The 17,032-nt window shown below is 57.2% G+C and carries 15 protein-coding genes; 9 read left to right on the top strand and 6 right to left on the bottom strand.

All coding sequences use genetic code 11. The features are described from left to right. Positions 1-26 precede the first annotated feature (26 nt). Entirely contained in the window at positions 27-881 is an 855-nt protein-coding gene (locus IM267_RS03025) for a co-chaperone YbbN (RefSeq protein ID WP_193032680.1), read from the top strand. Between the two features lie 87 nt (positions 882-968). Here IM267_RS03025 and fetB read toward each other — a convergent pair whose 3' ends face one another. Continuing rightward, positions 969-1,751 carry an iron export ABC transporter permease subunit FetB gene (fetB, locus tag IM267_RS03020; RefSeq protein WP_193032679.1) on the bottom strand — a complete coding sequence of 261 codons (783 nt, stop codon included), beginning with the start codon at positions 1,749-1,751 and terminating at the stop codon, positions 969-971. Further along, on the bottom strand, positions 1,744-2,415 hold the full coding sequence (gene fetA, locus IM267_RS03015; RefSeq protein ID WP_193032677.1) for an iron ABC transporter ATP-binding protein FetA: 672 nt from the start codon (positions 2,413-2,415) through the stop codon (positions 1,744-1,746). The genes fetB and fetA overlap by 8 nt, the downstream gene beginning before the upstream one ends. A gap of 142 nt (positions 2,416-2,557) precedes the next feature. Between fetA and IM267_RS03010 the strand changes: the two genes are divergently transcribed. The 3 genes from IM267_RS03010 (at position 2,558) to IM267_RS03000 (ending at position 4,930) form a co-directional block, all read left to right on the top strand. Then, entirely contained in the window at positions 2,558-3,412 is an 855-nt protein-coding gene (locus tag IM267_RS03010; RefSeq protein WP_063868996.1) for a hypothetical protein, read from the top strand. A 154-nt stretch (positions 3,413-3,566) separates the two neighbouring features. After that, on the top strand, positions 3,567-4,481 hold the full coding sequence (locus IM267_RS03005) for an SPFH domain-containing protein (RefSeq protein ID WP_063451647.1): 915 nt from the start codon (positions 3,567-3,569) through the stop codon (positions 4,479-4,481). Next, entirely contained in the window at positions 4,478-4,930 is a 453-nt protein-coding gene (locus IM267_RS03000; RefSeq protein WP_193032675.1) for an NfeD family protein, read from the top strand. The genes IM267_RS03005 and IM267_RS03000 overlap by 4 nt, the downstream gene beginning before the upstream one ends. On the opposite strand, the gene cueR is transcribed toward IM267_RS03000, so the two are convergent. Further along, positions 4,927-5,337, bottom strand: a complete 411-nt coding sequence (gene cueR / locus IM267_RS02995; RefSeq protein WP_063869000.1) for a Cu(I)-responsive transcriptional regulator — start codon at positions 5,335-5,337, stop codon at positions 4,927-4,929. The genes IM267_RS03000 and cueR overlap by 4 nt on opposite strands. A 108-nt stretch (positions 5,338-5,445) precedes the next feature. On the opposite strand from cueR, the gene copA reads away from it, so the two are divergent. The 3 genes from copA to ybaK all read left to right on the top strand — a co-directional run bounded on the left by copA (position 5,446) and on the right by ybaK (position 9,467). Then, complete coding sequence (gene copA / locus IM267_RS02990) at positions 5,446-7,944, top strand: copper-exporting P-type ATPase CopA (protein ID WP_193032673.1); 2,499 nt, start codon at positions 5,446-5,448, stop codon at positions 7,942-7,944. Between the two features lie 50 nt (positions 7,945-7,994). Then, on the top strand, positions 7,995-8,789 hold the full coding sequence (locus IM267_RS02985) for a TraB/GumN family protein (protein ID WP_193032671.1): 795 nt from the start codon (positions 7,995-7,997) through the stop codon (positions 8,787-8,789). A 198-nt stretch (positions 8,790-8,987) separates the two neighbouring features. Continuing rightward, positions 8,988-9,467, top strand: a complete 480-nt coding sequence (ybaK, locus tag IM267_RS02980; protein ID WP_193032669.1) for a Cys-tRNA(Pro)/Cys-tRNA(Cys) deacylase YbaK — start codon at positions 8,988-8,990, stop codon at positions 9,465-9,467. Positions 9,468-9,555: 88 nt separating this feature from the next. Here ybaK and ushA read toward each other — a convergent pair whose 3' ends face one another. Beyond that, positions 9,556-11,208 carry a bifunctional UDP-sugar hydrolase/5'-nucleotidase UshA gene (gene ushA / locus IM267_RS02975; RefSeq protein ID WP_193032667.1) on the bottom strand — a complete coding sequence of 551 codons (1,653 nt, stop codon included), beginning with the start codon at positions 11,206-11,208 and terminating at the stop codon, positions 9,556-9,558. A gap of 164 nt (positions 11,209-11,372) precedes the next feature. Here ushA and IM267_RS02970 point away from each other — a divergent pair, with 164 nt between their 5' ends. Together IM267_RS02970 and ybaL are read left to right on the top strand one after the other, a co-directional pair. Further along, positions 11,373-12,593 carry an MFS transporter gene (locus IM267_RS02970; RefSeq protein WP_063451654.1) on the top strand — a complete coding sequence of 407 codons (1,221 nt, stop codon included), beginning with the start codon at positions 11,373-11,375 and terminating at the stop codon, positions 12,591-12,593. A gap of 232 nt (positions 12,594-12,825) precedes the next feature. Next, the gene (gene ybaL / locus IM267_RS02965; RefSeq protein ID WP_112791913.1) at positions 12,826-14,502 is read left to right on the top strand and encodes a YbaL family putative K(+) efflux transporter; all 1,677 of its coding nucleotides are present in this window, start codon (positions 12,826-12,828) and stop codon (positions 14,500-14,502) included. 82 nt (positions 14,503-14,584) lie between these two features. On the opposite strand, the gene IM267_RS02960 is transcribed toward ybaL, so the two are convergent. Together IM267_RS02960 and hemH are read right to left on the bottom strand one after the other, a co-directional pair. Then, on the bottom strand, positions 14,585-15,889 hold the full coding sequence (locus tag IM267_RS02960) for an inosine/guanosine kinase (RefSeq protein ID WP_063451656.1): 1,305 nt from the start codon (positions 15,887-15,889) through the stop codon (positions 14,585-14,587). A 62-nt stretch (positions 15,890-15,951) separates the two neighbouring features. Next, positions 15,952-16,914, bottom strand: a complete 963-nt coding sequence (hemH, locus tag IM267_RS02955; protein WP_063451657.1) for a ferrochelatase — start codon at positions 16,912-16,914, stop codon at positions 15,952-15,954. Between the last annotated feature and the right edge of the window lie 118 nt (positions 16,915-17,032).

Here is a 17,032-nt window from a genome sequence, read left to right as displayed (position 1 = left end):
AGTAAACCGACAAAAGAGAATGCCGCATGTCCGTACAGAATATCGTCAACATAACTGAAGCTAACCTGCAACAGACGCTCGAACAGTCAATGGCTAAACCGGTGCTGTTCTACTTCTGGTCTGAACGCAGCCAACACTGTCTGCAACTGACGCCGGTCCTGGAAAGCCTTGCTGCGCAATACAACGGCCAGTTCATTCTGGCGAAACTGGATTGTGACGCCGAACCGATGGTGGCATCCCAGTTTGGCCTGCGTGCGATCCCGACCGTCTACCTGTTCCAGAACGGTCAGCCCGTCGATGGCTTCCAGGGGCCGCAGCCGGAAGAGGCGATCCGCGCCCTGCTGGAAAAAGTTCTGCCGCGTGAAGAAGAGCTGAAGGCGCAGGAAGCGATGGCGCTAATGCAGGAAGGCAAATACGACGAGGCGCTGCCGCTGTTAAAAGACGCGTGGCAGCTGTCGAATCAAAACAGCCAGATTGGTCTGCTGCTGGCAGAGACCCAGATTGCGCTGCACCGCCCTGAAGACGCGGAAGCCGTTCTGAAAACCGTTCCGATGCAGGATCAGGACACCCGTTATCAGGGCCTGGTGGCGCAGATTGACCTGCTGAAACAGGCGGCGGATACCCCTGAAATTCAGCAGCTTCAGCAGCAGGTTGCGGACAACCCGGCGGATGCGGCGCTGGCAAGCCAGCTCGCGCTCCAGCTGCATCAGGTCGGGCGTAACGAAGAGGCGCTGGAACTGCTTTTTAGCCATCTTCAGAAAGACCTGGGCGCCGCAGACGGTCAGGCGCGGAAGATGTTCCAGGAGATCCTGGCCGCGCTCGGTACCGGTGACGCCCTGGCGTCAAAATATCGTCGTCAGCTGTACGCGTTGTTATATTGATGCACTTTGCCCGGTGGCGGCTTCGCCTTACCGGGCCTACAAAAGCACGAATCGTAGGCCGGGCAAACGCAGTGCCGCCCGGCACAATCAGCGCACGTTTTTCAACAGCGTCACCACCAGCTGGTGGCGTGCGTTGTAGAACTTCCGATAGGTCAGGTAGCAGGCAATAATCGTCGACAGGCTCGCGGTGGAGAGCAGCATAAACGTCACCATTATCTGGTACTTAATCGCTTTAACCGGATCGATACCGGCAAAAATCAGCCCCGACATCATGCCCGGCAGACTGACCAGCCCCACGGTTTTTGCTGAATCCACCGTGGGGATCAGCGAAGAACGAATGCTGTCGCGAATCAACCGCGCCGAGGCCATCTTCGGCGTTGCCCCCAGGCTTAGCTTTTCCTGAAGCTGCTGCTGCTCGCTGCTGAAGCGTTGCCCCAGATTGTTGTAGCACAACCCTACCGCCACCATCGCGTTACCCGCAATCATCCCGGAAATGGGGATCACCTGCATCGGCGTAAATTCTATCGAGCCGGAGAGCACCAGCACCGCCAGCGTTAACGCGGTCCCGGTGGTAATCGCGATAAACGACGAGATGAACGCTTTATCGATGTATTTACTGCGCTTTTGCGCATTCCACGCCGCGTTGAAGCAGATAAATAGCACCATCAGCAGCGTCAGTACCGCATGGTTGACGTTGAAGATGTATTTCAGCACGTAGCCGACGATGATGAGCTGGATGACCGCGCGGGCGATACTCCACAGAATATCTTTCTCCAGCCCCAGCTTTTCCCGGTAGCTGACCACAATCGCCACCAGCACCAGTACCATCGACAGCGCCAGCGATTCGTTTGTTATATTATGTTCACCCACGGTTAGCCTCCTGCATTTTCCCGCCCTGCGGCCTGAGCGTGATGACATCATCCGCATGGCTAATTTCGTTTGAATCGTGCGTCACCCACAGCACGGCAATATCCTGTTCACGGGCGTAGCGATGAATAATCTCATTCACGTTGCGCTTGTTGGCGTCATCCAGCGCGCTGGTGATCTCGTCCAGCAGCAGCACCTTCGGCAGGAATTGCAGGTTACGGATCAGCGATACGCGCTGCTTTTCCCCGCCTGACAGGTCGGCAATCGATTTGGTCAGCGTCTCCGGCGAAAGCCCAAACCGGGCCAAATCGTCGGCAAACGTTTCAGGTTCAGGCGTTTGGTTGCGGATTTGCCAGGGGAACACCAGATTGTCGTACACCGTATCGCCAAACAGGGACGGCGTCTGCATGCAGTAGGACACCTGCTGGCGGTAGCGTTCCGGTGAAAGCGTGGCGATATCCTTCCCTTCAAACAGGATCGTTCCCTCCGTTGGGCTCAGTAACGAGGCCACAATTTTCAGAAGCGTGCTTTTGCCGCAGCCGGAGGGGCCGGTTATGAGCTTAAATTCGCCCGGTGAAAGGCAAAAATCGACGTGCTGAAGGATCGTGTTGTCACCCACGCGAAAGCCAACATCCCTGATATCCAGAAGATTTTTTTTATTATTCATTCCGATTCCATTTAACGCTTTTATGAGAACAGCCTGTAGCATAATCCTTTCAGGTTCACAGTGCGAATAGCCTTAAGCTATGGCTAGTGTTAAACTTTTTGTTTGCTCATTGTCACCTCTATCACTACAGGTAGTAAGCCGCATGACACATATTTTTTATGAGTTTTCCTCCCTGAAGCCAGGCGTGCCTGATGTCGAAACATTAATGGAAGTCATCAATTCGTCGGAACTCACGCGTTTTGTTATGGGTGCAGAGGTTGTCGATTTTGTTAAGAAGGCACTCATCGTTAACACCACGATTGGCAGCTTTAAGAACTGCTATTTTGCTTTCGATGACGGGGCTTACTTTCTCGAATTTGACAGCAAGGGTAAATCCAGACGCTTTACCGAGGTGCCGGACTGGTTCGTTTCGCCTGCGGAATTTGCCCGCTCGCAATGGCTGATCAACCATGACCTGGCCGATGTGAAGGCGACGGCGTTTATTGACGTGCTGATGTCCTACCCGCTAAAAGAACGCCGGGCGCACTGCAATCTGCTGTTTGGTCTGGATCTGCATAAGGTCAATGTGGTTCCGGCGCCCACCGCGCCTGTGGGAAAAATGGGCAATAAGAACGGAAAAACCACCAAGCCTCGCGTCACGGATCTCGGCTCTTTTGAGCTTTTTACCGCCTTCTTTGCGCGCATGAAAACCGCCGTCAACGCTAATGCATTCCCCACGCTACAGGTGCTGACCGGCCAGGAGAATCTTGCCAAAGCGCCGCACAGCCTAAAGCAAGGGATCAGAACCTGGTTTAAAGCGATCACCGGCGATCTGCCGCCGAACAACAAACGTGTCGGAGCGGGCAATGCAGTGCTGTTCTGCGCCCCGATCCGCGAACAGATCCAGCAGATAGAGGCTATTGGCCTGGAAAAATACTATCAGGGGTTATCGAAAGCCATCGCTGACGCCGGGGATGGGTTTATCACCGACTTCAGCTACACCTGGTCAGAAGACTAAGCGTCTGGGCCCTGCTCTCCTGGCGGGGCATTTTAATTTTACCAGTCCGGTTCCCACCTCTTTACAGGGGCGAAATCCCGCCCGTTAACCGATATACTAACGTTCAACAATTACGCAATTTTTCCCGCTACGGCATGCAAAACAGGAGGTTTTTATGCTCATCGTTGTCCCTGTCCTTATTTTCGTTGCGCTGGTTATTGTGGGCGCAGGCATCAAAATTGTCCCCCAGGGTTACCAGTGGACCGTCGAACGCTTCGGTCGCTACACCAATACCCTTCAGCCTGGTTTAAGCCTGATCGTCCCTTTCATGGACAGAATTGGGCGCAAGATCAACATGATGGAGCAGGTCCTGGATATCCCTTCCCAGGAAGTCATCTCGAAGGATAACGCCAACGTTACCATTGATGCGGTGTGCTTTATTCAGGTGATAGACGCGCCGAAAGCGGCCTATGAGGTGAGCAACCTGGAGCTGGCGATCGTCAACCTGACGATGACCAACATCCGTACCGTGCTGGGCTCGATGGAGCTGGACGAAATGCTCTCCCAGCGTGACAGCATCAATACCCGCCTGCTGCACATTGTGGATGAAGCTACCAATCCGTGGGGGATCAAGGTAACCCGTATTGAGATTCGCGACGTGCGCCCACCGGCAGAGCTGATCGCTTCCATGAACGCGCAGATGAAGGCCGAGCGTACCAAGCGTGCCTATATCCTTGAAGCCGAAGGGGTGCGCCAGGCCGAGATCCTGAAAGCGGAAGGGGAAAAACAGTCGCAGATCCTGAAAGCCGAGGGCGACCGTCAGTCTGCCTTCCTCCAGGCGGAAGCGCGTGAACGTTCAGCAGAGGCGGAAGCCCGCGCGACGCAAATGGTATCCGAGGCGATTGCCGCCGGGGATATCCAGGCCGTGAACTACTTCGTCGCGCAAAAATATACCGATGCACTGAAGGAGATCGGCTCTGCGAACAACAGCAAAGTGGTGATGATGCCGCTGGATGCCAGCAGCCTGATGGGATCTATCGCCGGGATTGCCGAACTGATCAAAGACGGCGGAAACGAGCGTAAAAAATGATTGAACTCATCGTTGCACATCCACATGCGTTCTGGCTAAGCCTTGGCGGCCTGCTGCTGGCCGCCGAGATGCTGGGCGGCAACGGTTATCTGCTGTGGAGCGGCATTGCCGCGGTGATTACCGGGCTGGTCGTCTGGCTGCTGCCTGTCGGCTGGGAGTGGCAGGGCGCGCTGTTTGCCGTACTGACGCTGGTGGCCGCCTGGCTGTGGTGGCGCTGGATGAACAAACGCGTTCAGGAGCAGAAGCCAGTCGATGCGCATCTCAACCAGCGTGGGCAGCAGATCGTGGGTAAACGTTTCACGCTTGATAACGCGCTGATCAACGGACGCGGCCATATGCGCGTGGGGGACAGTTCGTGGCCGGTCGTGGCCGATGATGACCTCAGCGCCGGAACGCGAGTTGAGGTCATTGCGGTGGAAGGTATTACCCTGCGGGTTAAAGCCTGTTAGGCGTGGGTTTTGCGGTGGCAGCAGCCGGAAAGATTGTCGATAATCGGGCAGTCGGCGCTGTCATCTCCCGGGCAGGATTCCGCCAGCTGTAACAGCTGCTCACGCATTGCCTGTAATTCGATAATATGGCGTTCGATCTCCGCCACTTTTTCCAGCGTACGTTTTTTCACATCGGCACTGTGGCGCTTCGGATCGTTAAACAGGTTTACCAGCTCCCCGCACTCTTCCAGGTTGAATCCAACCTGTCTGGCCTGGCGCAGTAACGTCAGTTCATCAAGATGCAGTTGCGTATAGCTGCGGTAGCCGTTCTCACTGCGCAACGGTGGCGTCACCAGCCCTTTCTCTTCATAAAAGCGAATCGCTTTGCTGGTTAAGCCGGTTTTTTTCGCAACATCGCTGATATTCACATTTCCCCCTTGACCTTCCCCTTGATGGAAGGTTTAACCTTCATAACAGTTAGCGAAAAGCAGAGTGAAGGTCAACAATTGACCAGAACATTATACGGGAGTTTTGTTATGTCTCACACTATTGACCTGACGCTTGACGGCCTCTCCTGCGGCCACTGCGTCAAACGCGTTAAAGAAAGTCTGGAACAGCGCCCTGACGTGGAAAGCGCTGAGGTGACTATCGATCATGCCGCCGTGACCGGCAGCGCCAGCGCCGACGCGCTGATTGATACTATCAAACAGGCCGGTTACGGGGCGGAGTTAAGCCACCCAAAGGCTAAACCGCTGGCAGAGTCATCATCCCCGTCGGAAGCACTGACAGCGGCCACTCCTGAGCTTCCGGTAGCGGATGACATTGATGACAGCCAACAGCTGCTGATCAACGGCATGAGCTGCGCCAGCTGCGTTTCACGGGTACAGAATGCCTTGCAGGCGGTCCCGGGCGTAGCGCAGGCACGGGTAAACCTGGCGGAGCGTACTGCGCTGGTGATGGGCAGCGCCTCCGCCGCAGATTTAGTACAGGCCGTTGAGAAAGCGGGCTACGGGGCGGAGGCCATCGAAGATGATGCCGAGCGCCGCGAGCGCCAGCAGGAAACGGCTATCGCCACCATGAAGCGCTTCCGCTGGCAGGCGATCGTCGCCCTGCTGGTTGGTATTCCGGTGATGGTGTGGGGCATGATGGGTGACAACATGATGGTCACCGCTGATAACCGCACCCTGTGGCTGGTGATTGGTGTCATTACCCTTGCGGTCATGGTGTTTGCAGGCGGGCATTTTTACACCAGCGCCTGGAAAAGCCTGAAAAACCGCACGGCGACGATGGACACGCTGGTCGCGCTCGGGACGGGGGCCGCGTGGCTTTATTCAATGAGCGTTAACGTCTGGCCGCAGTGGTTCCCGATGGAAGCTCGCCACCTCTACTATGAAGCAAGCGCGATGATTATTGGTCTGATTAACTTAGGCCACATGCTCGAAGCCCGCGCTCGCCAGCGCTCGTCGAAAGCGCTGGAAAGATTACTCGATTTAACCCCGCCGACGGCCCGCGTGGTGACGGACGACGGGGAGAAAAGCGTTCCGCTCTCGGAGGTGCAGCCGGGTATGACGCTGCGCCTGACCACCGGCGACCGCGTGCCCGTCGACGGTGAAATTACCCAGGGCGATGCCTGGCTTGATGAAGCCATGCTGACCGGTGAGCCGATCCCCCAGCAGAAATCCCAGGGCGATGCGGTGCATGCGGGTACGGTGGTGCAGGACGGAAGCGTGCTGTTCCGCGCCAGCGCCGTTGGCAGCCATACCACCCTGTCGCGCATCATCCGTATGGTTCGTCAGGCCCAGAGCAGCAAGCCGGAAATCGGCCAGCTTGCCGATAAAATTTCCGCTATTTTTGTCCCCGTGGTGGTCGGCATTGCGCTGCTCAGCGCGGCGATCTGGTATTTCTTCGGCCCGGCACCGCAGATTGTCTACACCCTGGTGATTGCCACCACGGTGCTGATCATCGCCTGCCCTTGTGCGCTTGGCCTGGCCACGCCGATGTCGATTATCTCCGGCGTCGGTCGCGCCGCCGAGTTTGGTGTGCTGGTTCGTGACGCCGACGCGCTACAGCGGGCAAGCACGCTGGACACCCTTGTCCTCGATAAAACCGGTACGCTCACCGAGGGCAAACCCCAGGTGGTGGCTGTCAAAACCGCGGGCTGTACGGAAGCGGATGCCGTGCGCCTTGCCGCGGCGCTGGAACAAGGTTCCAGCCACCCGCTGGCGCGCGCCATCCTTGAGAAAGCCGGCGATGCCCGCCTGCCGCAGGTAAGCAACTTCCGCACCCTGCGCGGTTTAGGGGTCAGCGGGGAAGCCGAAGGGCATACGCTGCTGCTGGGTAACCAGGCACTGCTGAATGAAAACGGCGTTGATACGTCCGCGCTGGAAGCTGAGCTTAACGCGCAGGCTTCTCAGGGGGCGACACCGGTTCTGCTGGCAATGGATGGACAGGCGGCGGCGCTGCTGGCCGTGCGCGATCCGTTACGCCAGGACAGCGTGGATGCCCTACAGCGCCTGCACCGCGCGGGCTACCGCCTGGTGATGTTAACCGGTGATAATCCGACGACCGCTAACGCCATCGCCAGAGAAGCCGGGATTGATGAGGTGATTGCCGGCGTGCTGCCGGACGGCAAAGCGGACGCCATCCAGAAACTGCAACGTGAAGGACGTCAGGTGGCGATGGTCGGCGACGGTATAAACGACGCCCCGGCGCTGGCGCAGGCTGACGTAGGCATTGCGATGGGCGGCGGGAGCGATGTTGCCATTGAGACTGCGGCGATCACCCTGATGCGGCACAGCCTGATGGGCGTGGCGGACGCGCTGGCGATTTCGAAAGCCACGTTGCGCAATATGAAGCAGAACCTGCTGGGGGCATTCATCTACAACTCACTCGGCATTCCGGTTGCCGCCGGGATTTTGTGGCCGCTGACCGGCACCCTGCTGAACCCGGTGGTCGCGGGTGCGGCGATGGCGCTCTCGTCCATTACCGTGGTGAGCAACGCCAACCGCCTGCTGCGGTTTAAACCGAAGGATTGAACCTTGTTCTCGTACGCGCTAGCATGACCCTTTCCGATCATGGAGCGCGTATGAGTCTGTTTAGCCGTATAAAAGCATCGTTTCGCGCCCTCTTTCCCCGCCGTTATGCCTGGCCCGGCATGGATATTTCGCTTCCGGGCGGACGGCATCTGCACCTGGTGGGAAGCATCCATATGGGCACACAGGATATGTCACCCCTGCCCGCCGGCCTGATTAAACTGCTGAAGCGCGCCGACGCGCTGATCGTCGAGGCCGACATCTCCGGCCACGAGTCGCCGTTTGCCGGGCTGGAAAGCGACCTCCCGCTGGCGGAACGTCTGGACGATGCTCAGCTCGCGGAGCTGACGCGCATTGCCAACGAGACGGGCGTATCGCTATCCATGATTGATACCCTGCCGCTGTGGCAAATCGCGATGGTGTTACAGGCCACGCAGGCGCAGCGCCTGGGCCTGCGCGGCGATTACGGCATTGATTATCAGCTGCTGAATATGGCACGGGCGCGCACTATGCCCGTCATCGAACTGGAAGGGACGGACAGCCAGATAGCGCTCCTGCGTCAGCTTCCGGACGACGGACGTATGCTGCTGGAAGATACCCTGACCCACTGGCACACCAATGCGCGGCTTCTGCAAACCATGATTGGCTGGTGGCTGGACGCGCCGCCGACAGACGGCAAGCTGGCGTTACCGTCGACGTTCAGTGAATCGTTGTATGATGTGCTGATGAACGCGCGTAACCAGGCGTGGCGGGAGACGCTGTATGCCCTGCCTGCCGGTCGTTATGTCGTCGCGGTTGGCGCGTTGCATTTGTACGGCGAAGGGAATTTGCCGTCGCTGCTGAAGTAAAAAAATGGCCAATATCGCTATTGGCCCGTCAAAGAGGAATTTCATCGTTTTTATTATACCGAAGTGACCTTCGGTTGAGCCGATTGTCGCTCAAAGTGACCATCACTGCCAATACTATTGCGCAAGATGGTGCTATTTTTTAGACAAACGTCAGGCGTATGCTGCTGGTATGAATCGTCTGTCGTAAGAAGGATAGCCATGACTCCCGCCGTTAAATTACTCGAAAAAAACAAAATTTCTTTCCGGATCCACACCTACGATCACGATCCGAACGAAACCAACTTTGGTGATGAAGTGGTGCGCAAGCTGGGGCTGAACGCGGACCAGGTCTACAAAACGCTGCTGGTCGCGTTGAATGGCGATATGAAGCACCTCGCCGTGGCGGTGACGCCCGTCGCCGGTCAGCTCGATTTGAAAAAAGTGGCCAAAGCGCTGGGGGCGAAAAAGGTCGATATGGCCGACCCGATGGTTGCGCAACGCACGACCGGATATCTTGTCGGCGGGATCAGCCCGCTCGGCCAGAAAAAGCGTCTGCCGACGCTGATCGATGCGCCTTCGCAGGAATTTGAGACGATCTACATTTCTGGCGGCAAGCGCGGGCTGGATATCGAACTGGCCGCGGGCGATCTGGCGAAAATGCTGGACGCGACGTTTGCGGATATTGCGCGCCGGGATTGAGAAAATTGCCCGGTGGTGCTGCGCTTACCGGGCCTACATTCGAATCGTAGGCCGGGTAAGGCGTAGCCGCCACCCGGCAACAAAACCACTACTGCCAGCTCACCTCGCCCTTCGGCTCATACGCGTTCACGTCAATCGGTGAATTCTGCTGGATAAACTGCTTCAGCACCTCCGCATCAATAAAGCCGGTATTCACATAGCCCGGTTTGTTATCAATGTGCGGATAGCCGTCGCCGCCGGTGGCATTGAAGCTTAACGTTGCCAGGCGGTAGGTTTTCGCCGGATCAACAGGCTCGCCCTTGATCTTGAGATCGTTGAGCTTGCCGTCCTTCGCCACGAAGCTGACGTTAGCAAACTGCGGATACGCCCCCGAGTCCGGCTTCATCTGCGCCACGGCCGTCAGGTAGTCAATCACCTCTTTCCCGCTCATGTCCGCATACACCACCACGTTGCCAAACGGCTGTACCTTCAGCACGTCTTTATAGGTGATGTTTCCGCCTTCGATGGAATCACGAATACCGCCGCCGCTCATCACGCCAAAATCCGCATTCGTGCGCGCCATCTGCGCGGCCAGCACCAGACGCCCCATGTTGGTCTGCACGAAGCGGACTTTGCTGCGGTCCCCTTCCAGACGACCGTTAAGCGTGCCAATCTTCACGTCCAGCTGCGCTTTCCCTTTGCTCTGGAACGGCGTCAGCAGGGAGAGCATCTGCTGGTTTTCAGCGATCTCTGGCGTGTAGAGTACGCGCTCACTTTTGCCGTCCGGGTAGGTGACTTTCTTCTTCAGGTTCACCGGGATGAGCTGATAGTGCACCAGCTTCATCTCGCCGTTACGGAATTCAAAATCCGCGCGGCCAACGTATTTCCCCCACTCGTGGGCCTGCACGATCCAGATCCCGTTCTGACGGTCCGGCGCGCACGGCGTGCCCGGCACGTAGTCCACCTGTTTTTTATTCTCGGAAGCCATGCAGACCGGATCCTGCGAATGGCCGCCCACAATCATCGCCAGCGAGCCCGCTGGCAGGCTGCGCGCCATCTCTACGTCGCCCGGCGCGTTGGAGCCGTGCTCGCCGTTATCGTAATGCCCCATGTGGGTGGTCGCGATAATCACATCCGGCTTTTCATTCTGCTGCAACTCCTGGATCACCAGCTTCGCTTCGTCCGCCGGTTTACGGAATTCAATGTCGGTGAAATATTCAGGATTGCCAATTTTGGCCGTATCGTCAGTGGTTAAGCCGATGACCGCAATCTTCAGATCCTGACGCTTAAACAGCGCCCACGGTTTAAACAGGCGCTCGCCGGTGCTTTTCTGATAAATATTGGCGGAAAGGAACGGGAATTTGGACCACTTCTCCTGCTGGCGCAGCACGTTCAGCGGATTATCAAACTCGTGGTTTCCGACCGCCATCGCGTCGTAGCCGATTAAATTCATGCCGCGAAAATCAGGCTCGGCATCCTGTAAATCCGATTCCGGTACGCCGGTATTAATATCCCCGCCCGACAGCAGCAGCACGCTGCCGCCCTGGGCCGCGACCTCTTTGCGAATGCCGTCCACCAGCGTTTTTTGCGCCGCCAGGCCATATTCACCGTATTCGCTGCGCCAGAAATGGCCGTGATGATCGTTCGTGTGGAGAATGGTAATTTTATAGGTTTTATCTTTTTCATAAGCCTGCGCGGGCAGGCTTGTCAGCCCCCATGCGGCGATGAGCGCCAGCGCGACGCCACGCTTTATTAACTTCATCTTCTCTCTCCCTGACCCATAGACAAACGCAAAAATTACAGTGACTCACAAGAATAGACAAATAAGTTTTCAGAATTGCGACTTTCTTCAAATGTCACGGACGAGTATGTTAGTCGGATAATAATTACTCCCTGCATCTCTAATAACAAATTGACGTGGTATTTATGGCAATCAGTGAATCAACCCAGCCTGTTCAGGGCGCTCCGGCGTCGCCGCCGAAATCGCGCACTTCCTTTAAAGTATTAGGCGCAATCAGTCTTTCTCACCTGCTCAACGACATGATCCAGTCGCTGATTCTGGCGATCTATCCGCTGTTGCAGTCCGAGTTCTCATTAACCTTCGTGCAGATCGGGATGATTACCCTGACCTTCCAGCTGGCCTCTTCACTGCTACAGCCGGTGGTGGGCTACTGGACGGACAAATACCCGATGCCATGGTCGCTGCCCATTGGCATGTGCTTCACCCTGAGCGGGCTGGTGCTGCTGGCGATGGCGGGCAGCTTTGAGGCGGTACTGGTTGCCGCGGCGCTGGTGGGTACCGGATCATCGGTATTCCATCCGGAATCGTCCCGCGTGGCGCGTATGGCCTCCGGCGGACGTCACGGGCTGGCGCAGTCTCTGTTCCAGGTGGGGGGCAACTTTGGTAGCTCCCTCGGTCCTCTGCTGGCGGCGGTAATTATCGCGCCCTATGGTAAAGGCAACGTGGCGTGGTTTGTGCTGGCCGCGCTGCTGGCGATTGTCGTGCTGGCGCAAATCAGCCGCTGGTATGCCGCGCAGCATCGCGTAAATAAGGGTAAGCCTGTGGCGAAGGTTATTAACCCCCTTCCCCGCAACAAGGTGATCCTGGCCGTCAGCGTGCTGCTGGTGCTGATTTTCTCGAAATATTTCTATATGGCGAGCATCAGCAGCTATTACACCTTCTATCTGATGCAAAAATTCGGATTATCGGTACAAAACGCCCAGTTTCACCTCTTCGCCTTCCTGTTTGCGGTGGCGGCAGGCACGGTGATTGGCGGGCCTGTTGGCGATAAAATTGGGCGTAAATATGTGATTTGGGGCTCTATCCTCGGCGTCGCACCGTTTACCCTTCTTTTACCGTACGCAAGTCTGGAATGGACCGGGATTTTGACGGTGATTATTGGTTTTATTCTCGCATCGGCATTCTCAGCCATCCTGGTCTATGCGCAGGAGTTGCTGCCGGGACGTATCGGTATGGTTTCCGGCCTCTTTTTCGGTTTTGCCTTTGGCATGGGCGGCCTTGGCGCAGCCGTGTTAGGGATGGTTGCAGACCACACCAGCATCTTCCTGGTTTATAAAATCTGCGCTTTCCTGCCACTTCTGGGGATGTTGACCATATTCCTGCCTGACAACCGTCATAAAGCGTAATTTCACGGCTGCCAAAGTTAAACTTTGGCAGCCGGATAACCTGATGCCATAAGGCTTTCCTCTGACTCCTCCCCACAAACTTAGTAAAACCTGCCCTTTTTCACGCTTATTGCCTTTTTATTCCTGTTTCAACAATTATTCATAAACATAAGGGTAAAAATTGTCATAAACTATTAATCGGCTTTTTGGTATTTGCACCAAAAATGGATCACCCATCGCGAAAGGAGACGGAATGCACCACGCCACACCGCTTATCACCACCATTGTTGGTGGACTTGTGCTCGCTTTTATCCTCGGCATGATTGCCAACAAACTGCGTATTTCGCCCCTGGTAGGCTATTTGTTAGCGGGCGTGCTGGCAGGACCGTTTACGCCTGGTTTTGTCGCAGATACCAAACTTGCACCGGAGCTGGCGGAACTGGGCGTTATCCTGCTGATGTTTGGCGTCGGTCTGCATTTTTCGCTGAAGGATCTGATGGCGGTAAAGTCGATCGCCATACCGGGAGCGATCGCCCAGATAGGGGTGGCGACGCTGCTGGGCATGGCGCTTTCGGCGGTGCTGGGCTGGTCAATTATGACCGGCATCGTATTTGGGCTGTGTCTTTCAACCGCCAGTACCGTGGTGCTGCTGCGCGCGCTTGAAGAGAGGCAGCTGATAGACAGCCAGCGCGGGCAAATCGCGATCGGCTGGCTGATTGTAGAAGATCTGGTGATGGTGTTGACGCTGGTGCTGCTGCCCGCCGTCGCCGGGATGATGGAAAAAGAGAATATCGGCTTCGCCTCGCTGGCGCTGGATATGAGCATCACCATCGGTAAGGTGGTGGCGTTTATCGCCATCATGATGCTGGTGGGCCGTCGTCTGGTGCCGTGGATCATGTCCCGCAGCGCCGCTACCGGCTCGCGTGAACTGTTTACGCTTTCGGTCCTTGCGCTGGCGCTGGGCATTGCCTTTGGCGCCGTCGAACTGTTCGACGTCTCCTTTGCGCTGGGTGCGTTCTTCGCCGGGATGGTGCTGAACGAGTCCGAACTGAGCCACCGTGCCGCGCACGATACCCTGCCACTGCGCGATGCGTTCGCGGTGCTGTTCTTTGTCTCCGTCGGGATGCTGTTCGACCCGATGGTCCTGATTCATCAGCCGCTGGCCGTGCTGGGCACGCTGGCAATCATCATCTTCGGTAAGTCGCTGGCGGCCTTCTTCCTGGTGCGGATGTTCGGCCACTCGCCGCGCACGGCGCTGACCATCGCCGCCAGCCTGGCGCAGATTGGTGAGTTTGCCTTTATTCTGGCCGGTCTGGGCATGGCCCTGAACCTGCTGCCGCAGGCGGGGCAAAATCTGGTGCTGGCGGGGGCGATCCTCTCCATCATGCTGAATCCGGTATTGTTTGCCCTGCTGGAAAAATACCTCGAGAAGACCGAAACCCTCGAAGAGCAGACGCTGGAAGAGGCAACGGAAGATGAGAAGCAGATCCCGGTGGATATCTGCAACCACGCGCTGCTGGTCGGCTTTGGCCGCGTCGGCAGTCTGCTCGGCGAGAAGCTGATGGCGCAGGGCATTCCGCTGGTGGTGATTGAGACGTCACGCACCCGCGTGGATGAGCTTCGCGAGCGCGGCATTCGTGCGGTGCTGGGCAACGCAGCTAACGAAGAGATTATGGAGCTTGCGCATCTGGACTGCGCCCGCTGGCTGCTGCTGACGATCCCGAACGGGTACGAGGCCGGTGAGATCGTGGCGTCCGCGCGCGAGAAGTGCCCGGGTATTGAGATCATCGCCCGAGCGCACTATGACGACGAGGTGGACTACATCACCGAGCGTGGCGCGAATCAGGTGGTGATGGGCGAGCGTGAGATTGCAAACACCATGCTGACGCTGCTGACGAAGCCGCCGGTTGAAGAGGCGGTGACGGGGTAAAAAAAAGCCTGCTGGCGCTACGCTTAGCAGGCCTACAAGCAGCCCCGGTAAGCGTAGCGCCACCGGGGTTTTCTTTTAACAATCAACGATCCCAGTACGCCTCTTCGAGGCTGTCTTCCCGTTCCGGCAGTCCTCGCGTTAAGCGCGGCGAATGCTGGTTCAGCACCTGATAGCTCACGCGGTTCGCGTACTTGCACACCTGCGCCAGCGAGGAGTAGGTCAGCCAGGTGAACCTGTGTTTGCTGGAGTTCGGCACGTTGGTTTTGTGGTAGGCGTTGGCGGTGATGTCGTGCAACAGCGCGGCCAGCGCGCCGTCGCCCGCGCCGTTGGTGTTCATGATCTTCTCGGGACCGCCCATATACGGTGCGATGTGGGAGAAGATGCGCAGCGGGTTTACGCAGTCTTTATGACGCATGGCGCGGCTGAATTCGTACTGGTTAAATTCGGCAATCGCCCCCGGCAGCAGCGGGTGCTGGGTTTTGCGCTTGCTCTCTTCTTCCGTGAATCCCGCCATGTACAGCCCAACCGGACCGGCGGTGCAGAGCACCAGATCCACCCAGTCCAGCGCTTTATCGGACGCCAGCAGCGGATCGCTTTCGCCGGTCAGCGCTTCGGCCTCTTCTTCGTTCATCGCCAGAATGGAGACGTGCTCCTTCAGGAAGGCCTGCCACCACTCCGGGTTGTCGGCAATCACGAATTTGGTGCCCAGCGTCAGAACTACCGGCACGTTGTATTTCTTCGCGTACTCAATCGCCTTCATGGTCGCTTCAGGCATCGGCTCGCCCGGCTTGCAGCGCACCAGGTAGGAGGTCAGCACCAGCGCAGACGCGCCCGCGATCACCTCTTCCGGGATACTTTCGGCGCGCAGCTTGTTCATATGGCCTGGGCTGATGGCGAAGGTCCGTTCGCCGGAATCGCTAATCAGCGTAAAACAGCGGCCAATCGGCCCGTCAACGCCCTGCAAATAGTTCAGATCGGTGCGGCTGGAGGTATTGCACAGGTAGCGGTAGGCATAGCCACCGATTTCGATATTGCTGCACATCACGCCAAGCAGGACCGAGCGGTCATCTGCCAGCACGGAGTAGTTGTGCATGGTGTTACCGATGGTGCCGCCGGCAAACTGGTGGGTGATGAGATTGTCGCGCTTTAGCTCCTGATACAGCGCTTCAGCAACGTCATCCTCAATCACCAGCGAGTGCCCGGCGCTCAGACCATAACGTGCGACAAACGCGTCATCCACTTTGGCTTCAATGTCCACCAGCGTCTGATCGATACCCACCACCCAGGCTGCGCTGGTTTCGCTTTCCGGCTGGATTTGCTGTAGCAGCGGATCGCGGGCATCGACGGGGAAATAGTGTTTGGACTTACGTTTACCGGGAAATTTCATGGTCTGAACTGTGCAAAGAATACGGGCCGGGAATGGTAGCACAAACCCGGCCCGTAACGCGATCAGCGGCGAGTGGTGACCAGCGACACCATCATGTCGATGTGTTCAGGAGAGTCGTTAAGCGCCGGAATGTATTCGTATTTCGTTCCGCCCGCCTCCATGAAGAACTCTTTGTTCTGGACGGCAATCTCTTCCAGCGTTTCCAGACAGTCCGCCGAGAAGCCCGGCGACATCACCTGAATATGCTTCACGCCCTTCTCGCCCAGCATTTTAAGCGTTTCATCGGTATACGGCGTGAGCCACGGCTCGCGGCCAAAGCGCGACTGGAAGGTCATCATTACCTTCTCCGGCGGCAGGCCGAGCGCAGAGACCAGCTCGCGGGTCGTATCGCGGCAGCGCTGGGGGTAATCATCCCCTTCGTTGGCGAAACGCTGCGGAATACCGTGATAGGAAAGCAGCAGCAGATCCGGCTCGCCATGTTTTTCAAACGACGCGCGCACGCTGCTGGCGAGCGCCTGAATATACAGCTCGTTATCGGCGTAGTCGCGGATAAAGGTAATACCGGGAATACGGCGGCGGGTCGCCAGAATGCGCGCCAGCTCGTCCCAGACGGCAGCCACCGTGGAGCACGAATACTGCGGGTAAAGGGCGAGCACCACGATGTGCTCAACGCCCTGCGCCAGCAGAGAATCGACGGCGCTGGCCAGCGAAGGCTTACCGTAGCTCATGCCGAGCGCAACGGGCATGTCCGGCAGACGGGCGGCCAGCGCTTTTTCCTGACGACGGCTGTAAACCATCAGCGGCGAGCCCTCTTCCATCCACACGGACTGATAGAGCTTTGCCACACGCGGAGAACGAATCGGCAGAATAACGCCACGCAGCAGTGGCCACCACAACAGTCTTGGGGTATCCACGACGCGCGTGTCGCTTAAAAATTGTCGCAGGTAGCGTTTTACCGCCGCTGGAGTAGGTGCTTCTGGGGTGCCCAGATTGGCAAGCAGGATGCCGGTTTTCGCCTGACTCATTCACGCCTCTTAACCATTTGATAGGTTGTCAATTGTAGCGGAAATGCGTTTAAACGAAACCCATTGCTGTAATAGGTAAGATGAGAATTTTTCTCACCCGGGATTCCGGGTGAGAGAG

Source organism: Enterobacter cloacae complex sp. P15RS, assembly GCF_014895905.1.
Taxonomy (GTDB): Bacteria; Pseudomonadota; Gammaproteobacteria; order Enterobacterales; family Enterobacteriaceae; genus Enterobacter; species Enterobacter quasihormaechei.
The sequence above is the reverse complement of the archived record's forward strand: the minus strand, read 5'-3'. Positions and strand labels throughout refer to the sequence as shown.